This is a genomic window from Salinivibrio sp. ML198 (genome assembly GCF_001996015.1).
GTDB lineage: Bacteria > Pseudomonadota > Gammaproteobacteria > Enterobacterales > Vibrionaceae > Salinivibrio > Salinivibrio siamensis.
Genome location: NZ_MUEZ01000007.1, coordinates 83,267 through 97,926 on the forward strand (window position 1 = coordinate 83,267; position 14,660 = coordinate 97,926).

General features: G+C 49.9%; 14 protein-coding genes. 9 read left to right on the forward strand and 5 right to left on the reverse strand.

Translation table 11 applies throughout. From position 1 onward, the window contains the following. Positions 1–5: 5 nt before the first annotated feature. Together secB and BZG25_RS06520 are read right to left on the reverse strand one after the other, a co-directional pair. Entirely contained in the window at positions 6–485 is a 480-nt protein-coding gene (secB, locus tag BZG25_RS06515) for a protein-export chaperone SecB (protein ID WP_077459041.1), read from the reverse strand. A 97-nt stretch (positions 486–582) separates the two neighbouring features. Further along, a complete protein-coding gene (locus BZG25_RS06520; RefSeq protein ID WP_046074714.1) occupies positions 583–1,044 on the reverse strand; it encodes a rhodanese-like domain-containing protein in 462 nt (153 codons plus the stop codon). Positions 1,045–1,522: 478 nt separating this feature from the next. Between BZG25_RS06520 and gpmM the strand changes: the two genes are divergently transcribed. Then, complete coding sequence (gene gpmM / locus BZG25_RS06530) at positions 1,523–3,061, forward strand: 2,3-bisphosphoglycerate-independent phosphoglycerate mutase (RefSeq protein ID WP_046074712.1); 1,539 nt, start codon at positions 1,523–1,525, stop codon at positions 3,059–3,061. Between the two features lie 7 nt (positions 3,062–3,068). Beyond that, positions 3,069–4,202, forward strand: a complete 1,134-nt coding sequence (locus tag BZG25_RS06535) for a peptidoglycan DD-metalloendopeptidase family protein (RefSeq protein WP_046074711.1) — start codon at positions 3,069–3,071, stop codon at positions 4,200–4,202. A gap of 84 nt (positions 4,203–4,286) precedes the next feature. On the opposite strand, the gene tdh is transcribed toward BZG25_RS06535, so the two are convergent. From tdh to BZG25_RS06550, 3 genes are all read right to left on the reverse strand, one after another. Beyond that, positions 4,287–5,315, reverse strand: a complete 1,029-nt coding sequence (gene tdh / locus BZG25_RS06540; protein ID WP_108744014.1) for an L-threonine 3-dehydrogenase — start codon at positions 5,313–5,315, stop codon at positions 4,287–4,289. A gap of 19 nt (positions 5,316–5,334) precedes the next feature. Beyond that, positions 5,335–6,531 carry a glycine C-acetyltransferase gene (locus BZG25_RS06545; protein WP_046074709.1) on the reverse strand — a complete coding sequence of 399 codons (1,197 nt, stop codon included), beginning with the start codon at positions 6,529–6,531 and terminating at the stop codon, positions 5,335–5,337. A 193-nt stretch (positions 6,532–6,724) separates the two neighbouring features. Further along, positions 6,725–7,393 (reverse strand): TetR/AcrR family transcriptional regulator, encoded by a 669-nt coding sequence (locus tag BZG25_RS06550; RefSeq protein ID WP_046074708.1) that lies wholly within the window; start codon positions 7,391–7,393, stop codon positions 6,725–6,727. Between the two features lie 103 nt (positions 7,394–7,496). Between BZG25_RS06550 and rfaD the strand changes: the two genes are divergently transcribed. The 7 genes from rfaD to BZG25_RS06585 are packed head-to-tail and all read left to right on the forward strand — an operon-like array spanning position 7,497 to position 14,657. Continuing rightward, on the forward strand, positions 7,497–8,441 hold the full coding sequence (gene rfaD / locus BZG25_RS06555; RefSeq protein ID WP_077578237.1) for an ADP-glyceromanno-heptose 6-epimerase: 945 nt from the start codon (positions 7,497–7,499) through the stop codon (positions 8,439–8,441). Between the two features lie 45 nt (positions 8,442–8,486). After that, positions 8,487–9,467: a lauroyl-Kdo(2)-lipid IV(A) myristoyltransferase gene (lpxM, locus tag BZG25_RS06560; RefSeq protein WP_046074706.1), complete on the forward strand. Its 981-nt coding sequence runs from the start codon at positions 8,487–8,489 to the stop codon at positions 9,465–9,467. Continuing rightward, on the forward strand, positions 9,464–10,489 hold the full coding sequence (waaF, locus tag BZG25_RS06565) for a lipopolysaccharide heptosyltransferase II (RefSeq protein WP_077578236.1): 1,026 nt from the start codon (positions 9,464–9,466) through the stop codon (positions 10,487–10,489). Before lpxM ends, waaF begins: the two co-directional genes overlap by 4 nt. Beyond that, positions 10,486–11,796: an O-antigen ligase gene (locus BZG25_RS06570; protein WP_158010015.1), complete on the forward strand. Its 1,311-nt coding sequence runs from the start codon at positions 10,486–10,488 to the stop codon at positions 11,794–11,796. Before waaF ends, BZG25_RS06570 begins: the two co-directional genes overlap by 4 nt. A gap of 1 nt (position 11,797) precedes the next feature. Beyond that, the gene (locus BZG25_RS06575; RefSeq protein ID WP_077578234.1) at positions 11,798–12,964 is read left to right on the forward strand and encodes a glycosyltransferase; all 1,167 of its coding nucleotides are present in this window, start codon (positions 11,798–11,800) and stop codon (positions 12,962–12,964) included. After that, positions 12,957–13,859 carry a glycosyltransferase gene (locus BZG25_RS06580; RefSeq protein WP_158010014.1) on the forward strand — a complete coding sequence of 301 codons (903 nt, stop codon included), beginning with the start codon at positions 12,957–12,959 and terminating at the stop codon, positions 13,857–13,859. Before BZG25_RS06575 ends, BZG25_RS06580 begins: the two co-directional genes overlap by 8 nt. A gap of 15 nt (positions 13,860–13,874) precedes the next feature. Further along, positions 13,875–14,657 carry a glycosyltransferase family 2 protein gene (locus tag BZG25_RS06585; RefSeq protein ID WP_077578232.1) on the forward strand — a complete coding sequence of 261 codons (783 nt, stop codon included), beginning with the start codon at positions 13,875–13,877 and terminating at the stop codon, positions 14,655–14,657. The last annotated feature ends 3 nt before the right edge of the window (positions 14,658–14,660 follow it).

The window sequence follows — 14,660 nt, forward strand, 5'->3', positions numbered from 1 at the left end:
ACACCTTACGCTTGCGCGTCTTCTTCGCTAGCTGTTTCGCCCGCCTGCTGCTGCAGGTAGTTCATGAACAAGGCATCAAAGTTAACCGGTGCCAGGTTCAGTTGCGGGAAGGTTCCTTTAACGACCAAGCTCGAAATCGTTTCACGCGCATAAGGGAAAAGAATGTTAGGACAGAAAGCGCCCAGGCAATGTGCCAATTGTGGCGATTCCATGCCTGACACAGAGAAAATACCACCTTGCTGCACTTCACAAAGGAAGGCATTACTTTCTTGGTTTTTCACCGTCACGGTCAAACGCAAGATCACTTCATAGATGCCTTCACCCAACTCGCGGCTTTGCGTGTCCAAATCAAGGTTAACGTCTGGCGCCCAATCTTGTTGGAACACTTCTGGCGAGTTTGGCGCTTCAAAAGACACGTCCTTGAGAAAAACGCGTTGAATGGCAAAATTTTGCTCGGCTTGTTGGTTGTTTTCGGCTTCAGCCATGATGGTTCGTCCTTATTTTAAAAATTGCAAATGCGCCTGGCACATTAAAAAATGCGAGCCACCGCGTCATGCGGTCGCTCGAGAATTGAGTGAAGGATCACTTTTTCTTTTTGCTCTTGCCCTTACCGCTTTTGGCACGGACCAGCGGCATTTTGGCATCGTTCCAAGAGGTCAAACCGTCTTTAAGAATATAAACGGACTCGAAGCCTGCTTTTGCCAGTTGATTGGCACTGTCTGCCGCCGTTTGACCGGTTTTGCATACCACAATGATGGGGTCATTTTTGTGTTTTTCAAGCTCACCAAACGACTGTGATTTGATTTCACTCGGCAACACATTAATCGCCCCCGTGATATGGCCGGCGCGAAAATCATCATGGCCACGAATGTCGACGAATACCCCATTTTCTCGGTTGTTAAGGATCGCCGCGTCATTAGGGCCTACCACTTTATAGGCAGCCGTTTTTTGTTTAATCAGCGACATCAGTAAAGCGGCCGCCAAGCCTACCCAGACAAGGGTGAGAATCATGTTATTGGAGACAAAATCAATATATTCCTGCATAACCTTTGCTCTATACTGCTTGCTTGTCTCGCCGAGGGCGAGAGTCCATCAAGGGGTGAAAATGGTGTCGAGTATAACCTGCTCGCCATGGTTTTACAGCCTGCCGAGACGAAATCGCGCGTTTGCTCACTCATACGCACGTCCCCGCGTTTTCACCTTCCGCTCAATAACTTGAAAAGAAAGAAGGTTTCATCAATCGCAGAAATCGAGCCAAGCCATTCGCGCACAGCGGCGATCTTCGCCATAATGAGGGGAGTCAAGGTTCGAAGGCAAGTGAACCAAGGCTTGCTGGTTAACTTGTCAGCTGGGATAATTGATCTTAGCCTACATATCAGCCCGTAAAATGTTGTAAAATTACGCACACACTGAGCCCTGAAGCTAGCCATGCATCTGGCTCCATGCCTCAGTGGTTGCTCCATGACATCCAATGTCATTGGCATCCAATGTCAGTCTTTTGCTTGAATTAAGAGGACGTAACATGTCTGCGAAAAAACCACTTGCACTGGTGATTCTCGATGGCTGGGGTTATCGCGACCCACAAAGCGATAACGCGATTACCAACGCCAACACCCCTGTGATCGACAGCCTCATGGCCGAGAACAGCACACTGATTTCAGCGTCCGGTTTCGATGTGGGTCTGCCTGATGGGCAAATGGGTAACTCAGAAGTTGGCCATGTCAACATCGGCGCAGGTCGCGTGGTTTACCAAGACTTGACCCGTATTGGCAAATCCATTGCGGACGGTGAGTTTAACCAAACCCCAGCACTGACGGCCGCCGTTGATAAAGCCGTCGATAAAGGCAAAGCCGTGCATATTATGGGTCTGATGTCGCCTGGCGGTGTACACAGCCATGAAGATCATATTGCCGCCATGGTTGAACTGGCCGCAGAGCGCGGTGCCGATCAGATTTATCTACACTGCTTCCTGGATGGCCGTGATACGCCGCCACGCAGTGCAAAAGCATCGCTAGAGCGCTTCGATGCCCTGTTTGAAAAGCTGGGTAAAGGCCGTACCGCATCACTGGTTGGTCGCTACTACGCCATGGACCGTGACAACAACTGGGACCGTGTCGAGCGCGCTTATGATTTGCTCACCCAAGCGCAAGGCGAATTCACTGCGACCAGCGCTGTAGAAGGCTTGGAAGCGGCTTACGCACGTGAAGAAAATGATGAATTTGTCGCCCCAACAGAAATTTACCGTGACGGGGACAACAAAGCGACCATTAACGATGGCGATGCGGTTGTTTTCATGAATTTCCGTGCCGACCGTGCTCGTCAAATGACGCGCGCTTTTATGCCGGATTTTGATGGCTTTGCGCGTAAAAAATACGCGGAACTGTCTGACTTTGTGATGCTGACGGAATACGCCGCTGACATCGATACCACGGTGGCCTTCCCACCTGAAAGCCTCTCCAACACGCTTGGCGAATGGCTATCAAAAAATGGTAAAACTCAGCTGCGTATCTCTGAAACCGAGAAGTACGCACACGTAACTTTCTTCTTCAACGGCGGTATCGAGACCGTGTTTGAAGGCGAAGAGCGTGCCTTGGTCGCCTCACCAAAAGTGGCTACCTATGATCTACAACCAGAAATGAGTTCAGAAGAGCTGACCGACAAGCTCGTTGATGCGATTAAGTCTGGTAAGTTCGATATGATCATCTGTAACTATCCAAACGGCGACATGGTTGGCCACACTGGGGTGTATGACGCTGCAGTACAGGCCTGCGAAGCCGTCGATCACTGCATCGGCCGTGTCTTGGAAGCCATCAAAGAAGTGGATGGTCAGATGCTGATCACCGCCGACCACGGTAACGCTGAGATGATGGTCAACGAAGAGACCGGCGGTGCGTATACGGCACACACCAACCTGCCTGTCCCGCTGATGTATGTGGGCAGTCAGCCGGTAAGCTTGAAAGAAGGCGGTAAGCTCTCTGACCTGGCACCGACTATGCTGGCATTAACCGGTATGGAGATTCCTGAAGAGATGACTGGCAAGCCACTGTTCGATCTGAAATAATCCCCCTATGCGGGAGAAACGAACACGCTTAAGCCAAACCCTCCGCGCCAGTGCATTATGCACTGGCGTTTTTCTCTGCCTGTTGATTGGCTCAGCCAATGCCAACTCTGAGCTAGAGGGAGTGAGCGATGAAATTGCCCGCCAGCAATCGCAATTGGCGGCGCACAATAAAAAGCTCAATGCGTTACAAAGCGATCTAAAAGCACAGTCGAAACGCATTGATACCCTGTCTAAAAAAACGCGCCAAGCTCAGCAAACCCTGCAGCAGACTGATGCTCAAATCACGCGCCTAAGCAAAAAGCAAGCGCGACTCAAACAAGAGATGATTGCCCAGCAGGCACAGTTAGCCGAATTGATCGACGCCCAATATCGCCAAGGCGAGCATGATCAGCTAAAACGCCTACTTAGCCAAGAGTCACCCACCAAGCTCGACCGACTCACGAAGTATGCTGAAGTGCTTGCAAGCACCATGCAGGAGGCGATCGAATCATTAGCTGCGACTCGCACCGATTATCAACTCACGGCCCACCAGCTCAAACAACAACGTGATAAGCAGGCTAGCTTGGTGGCAGAGTTAACCGAGAAAAAACAAGCACTGGAGCGGGAGCAAGCCTCGCAAAGCCAGACCGCGAAAAAAATCCGGGCCAAAATTGCCAGCGACAATGCTTATTTAGCTGAGCTCAAGACAAACAAGCAACGGCTGCAAGAGCAAATTGCTGCGGCGGCGCGCCGTGCACAAGTAAAAATGGCGGGCATTGGAAAAGCCAAAGGCAAACTTCACTGGCCCACCCAAGGGAAGCTGCTCCACCGTTTTGGTGAGCGTCAGTCAGGTGAAGTCTCGTGGAATGGTATCGTAATTGGGGCCAAACGCGGTACCGAGGTCAAAGCGGCGCATGCGGGTAAAGTCGTGCTTTCTAGCTGGCTACGCGGCTATGGGTTATTGATTGCCGTTGACCATGGCAAAGGGGACATGACCTTATATGGCTACAACCAAGCTTTGCTAAAAGACGTAGGCGATACGGTCACTGCCGGGGAAGCTATCGCCTTGGTCGGCGACAGTGGTGGACAATCCACCCCTTCTCTGTATTTCGAAATTCGCCGTAAAGGCAACACCACCAACCCCGTGCCTTGGCTGGATTAAACACGCCCACCTCATCGGCGGGCGCGTTTGTCATCTAACAGAGCCCATCGCCATGGTTCAACATGGACGCGGCAATCGTGGTATTTAGCTCTGCCAATCGAGGATCACCTTGCCTGATTGGCCTGAGCACATCACATCAAAGCCTTGTTGAAAGTCATCCACGCTGTAGTGATGGGTGATGATCGGGGTTAAATCCAACCCTGATTGGATTAACGACGCCATCTTGTACCAGGTTTCGAACATCTCACGGCCATAGATACCTTTGATCACCAAGCCTTTAAAAATCACTTGGTTCCAATCAATCCCCATATCACTGGGTGGGATCCCAAGAAGCGCTATGTTGCCACCGTGATTCATGGCCGTCAGCATGCTATTAAACGCCGCCGGCACACCAGACATTTCGAGGCCAACATCAAAGCCTTCACTCATCCCCAGCTCTTCCATCACTGATTCCAGCGAGGTATTGGCGACATTGACCGCACGGGTCACCCCCATTTTGCGGGCAAGCTCGAGGCGATACTCGTTCACATCGGTGATCACCACATGACGCGCCCCGACATGGCGCGCCACCGCAGCGGCCATGATCCCAATCGGACCTGCACCGGTGATCAGCACATCCTCGCCCACCAAATCAAACGAGAGCGCGGTGTGGACGGCGTTGCCAAACGGGTCAAAAATCGAGGCTAAATCATCCGAAATCTCATCGGGGATTTTGAACGCATTATACGCAGGGATTACCAAATACTCGGCAAACGCCCCTTCGCGATTGACCCCCACCCCGACGGTATTACGACATAGATGGGTACGACCGCCACGGCAGTTCCGGCAGTGCCCACAGGTGATATGGCCCTCACCAGAGACACGGTCCCCCAGTGAAAAGCCACGCACTTCTTGACCAATGCCGACGACTTCACCGACATATTCATGGCCGACCACCATAGGAACAGGGATGGTATTTTGTGACCACTCGTCCCACTTATAAATATGCACATCGGTGCCACAGATGGCCGTTTTACGAATTTTGATCAGCAGATCGTTATGCCCCAGCTCAGGAAGCTCGGCCTCCGTCATCCAAATGCCGGGCTCCGCCTTGAGTTTGGCCAAGGCTTTCATGGTTGTTTGTGTCATGACATTACCCAATCAATTTCATCTCTTTGCCCACTTTGATGAAGGCATCAATGGCACGGTCCAGTTGCTCACGCGTATGCGCGGCTGACATCTGGGTACGAATACGTGCTTGCCCTTTGGGCACCACTGGGTAGGAGAAGCCCACCACATAGACACCCTCTTCCATCATCCGCTCGGCAAACTCACTGGCCACTTTGGCATCACCCAGCATCACGGGAATAATGGCATGATCAGCGCCCGCTAAGGTAAAGCCCGCTTCCGTCATGCGTGCACGGAAGTGTTGGCTGTTGTCCCAAAGCTGCTCACGCAAGTGATCACTTTCGGCCAGCATATCCAGTACGCGAATAGAGGCAGATACAATCGCCGGTGCCAGCGAGTTGGAGAAAAGGTAAGGGCGCGAACGTTGACGCAACCAATCAATCACCTCTTTTTTCCCTGAGGTGTAGCCTCCTGAAGCACCGCCCATTGCTTTGCCCAAGGTACCAGTGATGATGTCGACACGATCCATCACTTGATGATATTCGTGGGTGCCTCGACCGTTCTGGCCCATAAAGCCGACCGCGTGAGAGTCATCCACCATCACCAACGCACCATATTGCTCCGCCAGATCGCACACAGCCGGCAAATTCGCTACCACGCCGTCCATCGAGAAGACACCATCAGTCACAATCAAGATATTCGCCACACCGGCCGCTTTCGCCGCTTTTAGCTGGGCTTCCAACTCGTCCATATCGTTGTTGGCATAACGGAAACGCTTGGCTTTACATAAGCGCACGCCATCGATAATCGACGCATGGTTTAGCGCATCAGAAATAATGGCATCGTCTGGGCCGAGAATGGTTTCGAATAATCCCGCATTGGCGTCAAAGCATGAGGAATACAGGATGGTATCTTCCATCCCGAGAAAGTCAGATAACTTGGCTTCCAGGGTTTTGTGCGCATCTTGCGTCCCACAAATAAACCGTACCGACGCCATACCAAAGCCGTGCTCATCCATGCCTGCTTTGGCAGCGTCCACCAACTCAGGATGGTTAGCGAGCCCCAAATAGTTATTGGCGCAAAAGTTCAATACCTGCTGTTCATGATTGACGGCCACACTGGCCGCTTGTGGTGAGGTAATAAGGCGTTCACTTTTGTACAAGCCATCAGCTTTAACTTGCTCAAGCTGATGACGGATTTGCTGGTAGAAGGCAGCCGTCATCGCAATCTCCGTGCTGTGATGATTACTTTGGGAAGGCCGCCGCACACATTGTGTACGACGAATGAATGCTTGCTATCATGGCACGTTCGCGCGTTTTGTGCCAATAAGGGGCGCGAGACAGTGATTCATATCGTGTAATCACTGACAAGCTGGGCGAATATCGCGCAATGCCACCACCGCCTAGAGAGATAGCTCAGTTCAATGTGTCCAGCGAGCGTGAGTCTTGGCGAACTAACTGCTGCTCGTAGTGGTCTATCAACGCAGTGATAGCCATTTGTCCCTGTGCCGATGTCAGAGGATGTAACAATGCCAGCATCTGCAAAATACCTTTGTAGATCACCCCTGCATGAATTTGCGTTTGGGGAGCTTGTGCACTTTGATAAAAAATCCAGCTCGACGCCACTTGCTTAAGCGTTTCTCCGACCGCAGACAAAGCACTGTCATTGAGACTCAGCCAACCGGCTTGACGGTAATGATGCAAAATGGTCATCAAGTTGGTTTGTAGCTGTTGCTGCGCCCCAAGATATTTTTGTTGCAATGCTTCGTCACGACGCAAAATGTCCGGCAAATTGGCGTAAAAAAACCGATAACGCCACATCAAGCTAAAGGTCGCGTCCAAGTAATGCTGCAGCAAGGCTTGGGTATCATCACGAGGCTGACTAGGATCAAAGGCAAGGGCAAGATCTTGCGCGTATTGGTCGAATATACTGTGTATAATCGCTTCTTTATTACGGAAGTGATAGTAAAGGTTGCCCGGGCTAATCCCGAGTTCTGCTGCGATATGGTTGGTGGTGATATTCGGTTCACCATGTTGATTGAATAAAGCCAGTGCAGCATGGATAATTCGGTCTCGGGTTTTCATGTATGGTTCAGTCCTCTGCCCGGTTGATGCTTGACCATACTATCACAGTCAACAGTGATGGCGACGGGGTCTGTCGTCAGATAGAGATGAATTAGGTAACGATATGATTTTTGTGACTGGTGGTGCTGGCATGATTGGCAGCAACTTAGTAAAAGCACTGAACGAGCAAGGCTACCGTGACATCGTGGTGGTCGATAACCTCAAAGACGGCACCAAATTCGTTAACCTGGTTGACCTCGACATCGCGGACTATATGGATAAGGAAGATTTTCTTACCCAAATCATGGCCGGAGAGAACTTCGGCCCGATCGAAGCCATTTTCCACCAAGGCGCTTGCTCAGCGACCACAGAGTGGGACGGCAAATACATGATGCTCAACAACTACGAGTACTCGAAAGAACTGTTGCATTATTGTATTGACCGCGATATCCCCTTTCTCTACGCCTCGTCAGCAGCCACCTATGGCGGCCGCGACAGTAACTTCATTGAAGCGCCAGAGTATGAAGGCGCGCTGAATGTCTATGGGTATTCCAAGCAGCAGTTCGACAACTATGTCCGTCGTGTGCAAGAAGATGCCAAGGCCCATGGCGAGACTCTGCCACCGATTACTGGCTTCCGTTATTTTAATGTGTATGGTCCGCGCGAACAGCACAAAGGCAGCATGGCGTCAGTGGCTTATCACCTCAATCAACAAATTCTAAAAGGCGAGAACCCCAAACTTTTTGAGGGCAGTGATACCTTCAAGCGTGACTTTGTCTATGTCGGTGATGTCTGCGCAATGAATATTTGGTTCTGGCAGCAACAGATCAGCGGGATCTACAACTGTGGTACCGGCCGCGCCGAGCCTTTTAGTGCGGTTGCCAGTGCGGTGATTGATTTCCACGGTCAAGGAGAGATTGAAGAGATCCCCTTCCCCGACCACCTAAAAGGTCGCTACCAAGCGTACACACAAGCCGATCTGACCAAGGTACGTGAAGCGGGATACACCGCCTCCTTTAAGACCGTGGCTGAAGGTGTCGCCGCTTACCTAGCCGAAATCAACCGCTAATAAAAGCAATTCGTCCCCCTTGATAGTGGGACGCGAGAAAGAGCAATGACAAAACAGCGACACGACTACGACGCGCACGCGTATAACCCAGAGTTCTCGCGTGCTTACTTAGCGCCTAAATACTGGGGCACGTGGCTGATGCTACTCATCGCAATGCCTTTCAGCCTTCTGGTGCCGGCGCGCGGTAAGCATCGCTTCGCACAATGGGTGGCGCGCAAACTGGTTAAAAAGAAAAAAGGCACGATCCTTAACGCCTGGCTTAATTTGGAAGCCTGCTTTCCCGAGAAATCCGCGCAAGCACGCGAAGCCATATTAGTCGACACCTTGACCACCGCAGGGGCTTTTTTGCTGAGCTTTCCGCTGATCACCTTGCGCAGTCGCCAGTGGTTTCAACACCACTGTGATGTGACTGGCATGGAACATATCACTCGGCACACTGATAACGACGAAGCGGTGATCCTCTTTGTGCCCCATACTTGGGCCATCGATGCAGCCGCGATTTTATTTGCCTCGCAAGGGCTCCCCGTGGCGGCATTCTCAAAACGACAAAAAAACCCGCTACTAGACTGGCTGATGCATCGCCAACGCGTACAATATGGCGGTAACTGTTATGAGCGCGAAGCAGGGATTAAGCCCTTTATCCGTGCAGTTAAGCGCGGATTTTTGGGATATTACTTGCCCGACGAAGATATGCGAGATGAGAGCAGCGAGTTCGTGCCGTTTTTTGCCACCACCAAAGCGACCTTGCCGAGTCTAGGCAAATTAAGCAAAGTCACCCGCTCGCATATTGTCCCTGTGCTGTCAGGCTTTGATGCCCAGACGGGTCGGTTCGTCATCGAGGTTCACCCTGCGTTTAACGACTTCCCAACGGGAGACAGTCGCACCGACGCACGCATGATGAACCAACAAATAGAAACCATGCTCGACGGTCAGCTGGATCAATACATGTGGATCTTGCAGCTACTTCGTACCCGCGAGGACGGCCGTAATATCTACCAAGAAGCAAAGAGGAAACGGGCATCATGACCAGCGTATTAATCATTGGCCCATCATGGGTCGGCGATATGGTGATGTCGCAGTCTTTGTATAAAACCCTCAAGCAACAGCACCCGGATGCCAAGATTGATGTGATGGCGCCCGCTTGGTGCGCGCCGATTCTCGCGCGCATGCCTGAGGTTAATCGCAGCATTGAAATGCCACTCGGCCATGGCGAATTGGCACTTGGTAAGCGCTACCAACTGGGGAAACGCTTAGCAAAGTACGGTTATGATCGCGCCTACGTGTTGCCTAATTCTGCTAAATCCGCACTGATCCCGTGGTTTGCAGGGATCCCGACGCGTACGGGTTGGAAAGGTGAAATGCGTTATGGCTTGCTCAACGACCTGCGTCCCAACAAGAAAGCGTTTCAATACATGGTTGAGCGTTATGTTGCCCTCGCTCACCCGCGCACCGAGATGCAAAGCTCTGCCTCGCTGGGTGGGCTCGACAACCTCCCTAAGCCGGCGCTAGACATCGACCCAGACGCCCAAGCGGCCGTCATCGCCAAACTAGGATTAAACCAAGACAAACCTGTGATTGGTTTATGCCCGGGTGCCGAGTTCGGGCCTGCCAAAAAGTGGCCAGAACAGCACTATGCTGAGGTCGCACGCCAAGCGCATCAACAAGGCTACCAAATTTGGCTTTTTGGCTCGGCGAAAGATGTTGAAACCTGTGAAAAAATTGCCGCTCTCGCAGAGCATGCGCCTAATATTCATGTATTGGCAGGCAAAACCAACTTAATCGAAGCCGTCGACCTTTTAGGCGCGTGTCAAACCGTGGTCAGCAATGACTCGGGGTTGATGCACATCGCCGCGGCAGTCAACTGCCAAGTGATAGCCATCTACGGCTCAACATCCCCCGATTATACCCCGCCGCTGACCAGTAAGGTCGATATTGTGCACACGGATATCGAGTGCCGTCCTTGCTTCCAGCGCGAATGTCCCCTAGGGCACTTAAAATGTTTAAACGATCTCGCCCCGAGCCGAGTTGTAAAAAGGATTCTACCGTGAGCAGTATCAGCATGGCATCATCCAGTTCTCGTTACCTGAGTCATCAGTTGTATTACCAAATCACCCGCTTTTTCCTATTCGGTTATGCCTTGTGTGCGATCGCATTTCCTGACGTGGGTGAAGTCTTCCGTGCCGGCTTTTTGCTATTGAGTCTGCCTTTGCTTTATATCCACTGGCCCCAGCTTAAAAAAGATCCCATTGTCTGGGCGTTTTTTGGAGTAATTATCGTCCAGTGCCTGAGCTGGGCAAACAGCTTGATGCATATTCCTGACATTGCCAATGCCTACCCACATGTCGACCGGTTGGCAAAACTATTTTTGCTCGTCCCCATCGGCCTCGCGTTGCAAGGGCGAAAAGACACCGTGATCGGGCTCGCCGCCTGCTTTGTTCTGGGCGTGTTCATTGCTTGCTATACACAAAGCGACTTCTCAAACCAAATTCAGCAACTGCTCCACACGCACCGCGTCGACTTTGGTTTAAAGAATGCGCAGTACACCTCGATGCTGGGCGGTGTGATTGCGATTATTTCGGCGTTTAGCTTTTATCTCGTCGACAAAAGTCGCTGGACGCTTCGCGCGTTCTTTGCACTTTCAGCCATCCTAGGCCTCGTATTGACACTGGTCAGCCAGTCGCGACAAGTGTGGCTTGCCCTCGCGATCGTCATCGCATTAACGCCGATACTGCTGTTCTTTGTGGGCGTCATTGAGGGAAAGAAGAAGTTGCTCTTAGGCTACGCGTTTGTCGTCATCACCCTGTTTGCAGTCAGTCAATCTGACTATATTCAAAACCGAGCACTAAAAGAGAGTGCTGTCATCTCTAGTGTTATCCAGGGCAACCTAGACAATATTCCGATGACCAGTGTTGGCGTAAGACTGAATTCTTGGTTAGCGGCTTGGGATGTATTTCAAAATACCGCCTTTGTGGGTCTGGGTGAAAATGGAATTGGGTATGTTATCTCTTCTTCCGACAAGCTCTCAGAGCTAAAAAAAACAGTGCCTATGTATAGCAACCTATCGCATTTACATAGCAACCACGTAGAAACACTGGTCGCCTATGGATTGGCAGGTTTTGCACTGATTTTATTTACCTATTTCCAGCTTGCTACGCGTTGCTTTGTCGCTCGCGATACGTCGAAGAGCGGTAAGATAGTCGCATTCTTCTCTATCGCCTTTTTTATCTACTGGCTAACGGTCAATGCCTTTGAAACCTTTAACAGCCGAAGCCTTGGCGTATTTGCCTTTGTGATTGTGTCAGGCTGTTTTTACTCACTGGCAAACATAAAAAACAACACACAGGATGAGCGCTGATATGCGTGTCGCGATTGTCGTCAATTGTCTGAAACTCGGTGGTATGGAGAGAGTTGCGGTTAATTTATCCGATGCATTCGCCGCCAATGGTGACGATGCCACGTTAATCTATCTCAAAAATCGACCTCAAGATATAAAGCCAACGTCGGATGTTGACGTCCGCCTTTTTGATCTTAAACAATCAGTATTGAAAACGGGCATAGGTGCATTTTACTATCTGATTTGCAAACTATTTAATGCGTTCATCAGCAAGACCTTCCCGCTGCTATTTGCTTATCCCAGTGCTTTTTTCTTCAAGCGAAAACTCCGGCGGCTCGAAGCAGAAAAAGGACCGTTTGATTTGGTCATTTTTCGTGGCCAAGGCACCTTTGAACAGCTCTGGCCGTTGCATGATGACCGCTTTGTTTATGTCTGCGAAAACATTATCAAGCCACAGCAATATGGTATTTTCTCCGGCGTTATTTACCGAGCATTGTTCGATAAGAAACATATCGTCTGCGTCTCAGATGGTGCCTACAACACGTTCCAATCCCTGACTCAAACACATGCCATCACGCCGTCTCAAGCTAGAGTGATTAGCAACCCTAATAACGAGGTGTATATCCGTGAGCAGGCGGACAAGGTAGAGCCCGATATGCACCCTCGACCTTTTATTCTTGGCCTTGGGCGACTCACCCAAGTAAAGAACTTTACATTACTGGTCGAAGCATACGCGCACCTTGTTAAGACATATGATATCCATCACGATCTGGTTATCGTGGGTGAAGGTAAAGATAGAGACAATATCGAGGCGTCAGTAAAAGCACTCAATATTGAACATCGCGTGTTTTTCAAAGGTGCACGGAAAAACCCATTCCCATGGTTTCAACACGCCGATCTTTTTGTACTGAGCTCAAGATTTGAAGGGCTCGGCATGGTATTACTTGAAGCACTGGCCTGTGGCACGCGCATCGTCTGCACGGACTCCCCCGGCGGAGTGCACCAAATAATGGGTGGTGAACTCGAAAAGTACCTCAGCGCCCAAGAGCCTGAGCCGCTCGCCGATAAAATGCACAAGTCGCTCACTTCGTCATGGTCGGACGCAGAGCAAACCTACGTTAATGAAAAGTTGGCCCAGTTCAGCTGTGGAAAAATTGTGTCTGAGTATAAAAAGGCCTCTCATGCATAACCCAAAAGTGAGTATCATTATTCCTGTCTATAATGTTGAAGCTTTTATTGCTCAGTGTTTAGAGTCAGTGATTAACCAGACATATGACAACCTTGAGATTATTTGCATCAATGATGGCTCTACTGATAGTAGCCTTCATGTATGTAAATCCTTTGCGAAGAAAGATAGAAGGCTACATATTGTAGACAGAGAGAATCAAGGAGTCTCAGCGGCACGTAATACTGGGCTTGCTCTTGCAACTGGCGAATTCATCTTTTTCATCGATGCTGACGACTGGCTAGCTCAAGACGCAATATCCATTTTGGTCTCTAATTCAGCAAAGGCTGACGTTGTTGCTGGAAGTGCGACTGTCTATCACGAGAGCACCAATCACTACACGCCTTATAAGAAAAAAAGGCATAAAGAGGTAGATTTAAAGAGGAATTTTTTTCAACTCGAGCTTGTCGTCTGGAACAAACTCTATCGACATGATTTTATTAAAGGGCTCACCTTTAAAGAAGGTATCATCCACGAGGATGAAGAGTTCTACTGGCAAGTATTCTCTCTTGAACCTAGGATACAGATAGTAGATAACAGCATTATTTATTATCGAGTAAGAAGTCACTCTATTACCAATCAACTTTCGTATGACGCAGAGCATCAGCTTAACTATATAACAATTGTCGACTCTATATATAATATTTACTCTGGCAAGCGGTGCCTCTATTACCCGTTTCAAAAGTCTTGCTTTAAGTATATACAACACCTGAAAAGGAAAGGAGCGCCTTCAGACTTGTATAAAAGACATATTAAGGCCATGTATGGTGTAGAAGACTCTTATATGTTCAAACTCAAACTCAAAGTCCTAAAACTGTTGCATTGGTTCACGTCACGCGTGGCTCGTTCCCAGTATTAATTATTAGAGGTCATCATGATCACAGGCGTCGTCATTACGCTCAACGAAGAAAAAAACATCAAAGCTTGTATCGAGTCGCTCCAGCAGGTGTGTTCTGACATTGTGGTGGTTGACTCGCAAAGCTCAGATCGCACTATTGCCATTGCTGAGCAGCTTGATGCGACTGTTATCACGCAGCCTTACCTCGGTGATGGCCTGCAAAAAAACGTTGGCTTGGCGCACACTGACAATCAATGGATCCTCAGTATTGATGCTGACGAACGTCTTACCGAAGAGGCAGTGGAGCAAATCCAAGCGCTAGATTTGGCTAATACTGAGCATGACGCCTTTGCCTTTCGCCGTCGTAACCATATTGGTAGCCGCTGGGTGAAACAGTGCGGTTGGTATCCAGATTACTGCATTCGCTTGTATAACAAGTCAAAAACCCGTTTTGCCGAGGTTAAGCAACACGCGGCAGTACAGGCTAAAAATCCTAAACAGCTTGATTGCGATCTTATCCACTACTCCTTTGAGAACATCGGACAGCTCTTTGCCAAACCTGGGCGTAACTTTAGCGGCCGTGCCGCGAAAATAATGTATCAAAAGGGCAAGCGCGCCAACGCATTCTCACCGTTTATACACGGACTCAATGCCTTTATTCGCAAATATCTGTTTCAACGGGGCTTTTTAGGGGGTGTTGACGGTATGACAGTCGCACTGAGCTCAGCCGTTAATAGCTACCTTAAATATGCCAAGCTCTTGGAGTTTCAACGCGATCCGACAGTATTAGAAAACGAAGACTTCAATAAGGTGTGGTGACAA

Bases quoted from the DNA above. Each gene is read 5' to 3' on its own strand.
- secB (WP_077459041.1), bottom strand. From the start codon at position 485: ATGGCTGAAGCCGAAAACAACCAACAAGCCGAGCAAAATTTTGCCATT.
- BZG25_RS06545 (WP_046074709.1), bottom strand. From the start codon at position 6,531: ATGACGGCTGCCTTCTACCAGCAAATCCGTCATCAGCTTGAGCAAGTT.
- waaF (WP_077578236.1), top strand. From the start codon at position 9,464: ATGACCAGCGTATTAATCATTGGCCCATCATGGGTCGGCGATATGGTG.
- lpxM (WP_046074706.1), top strand. From the start codon at position 8,487: ATGACAAAACAGCGACACGACTACGACGCGCACGCGTATAACCCAGAG.
- BZG25_RS06535 (WP_046074711.1), top strand. From the start codon at position 3,069: ATGCGGGAGAAACGAACACGCTTAAGCCAAACCCTCCGCGCCAGTGCA.
- gpmM (WP_046074712.1), top strand. From the start codon at position 1,523: ATGTCTGCGAAAAAACCACTTGCACTGGTGATTCTCGATGGCTGGGGT.
- BZG25_RS06550 (WP_046074708.1), bottom strand. From the start codon at position 7,393: ATGAAAACCCGAGACCGAATTATCCATGCTGCACTGGCTTTATTCAAT.
- BZG25_RS06520 (WP_046074714.1), bottom strand. From the start codon at position 1,044: ATGCAGGAATATATTGATTTTGTCTCCAATAACATGATTCTCACCCTT.
- BZG25_RS06585 (WP_077578232.1), top strand. From the start codon at position 13,875: ATGATCACAGGCGTCGTCATTACGCTCAACGAAGAAAAAAACATCAAA.
- tdh (WP_108744014.1), bottom strand. From the start codon at position 5,315: ATGAAAGCCTTGGCCAAACTCAAGGCGGAGCCCGGCATTTGGATGACG.
- BZG25_RS06580 (WP_158010014.1), top strand. From the start codon at position 12,957: ATGCATAACCCAAAAGTGAGTATCATTATTCCTGTCTATAATGTTGAA.
- BZG25_RS06575 (WP_077578234.1), top strand. From the start codon at position 11,798: ATGCGTGTCGCGATTGTCGTCAATTGTCTGAAACTCGGTGGTATGGAG.
- rfaD (WP_077578237.1), top strand. From the start codon at position 7,497: ATGATTTTTGTGACTGGTGGTGCTGGCATGATTGGCAGCAACTTAGTA.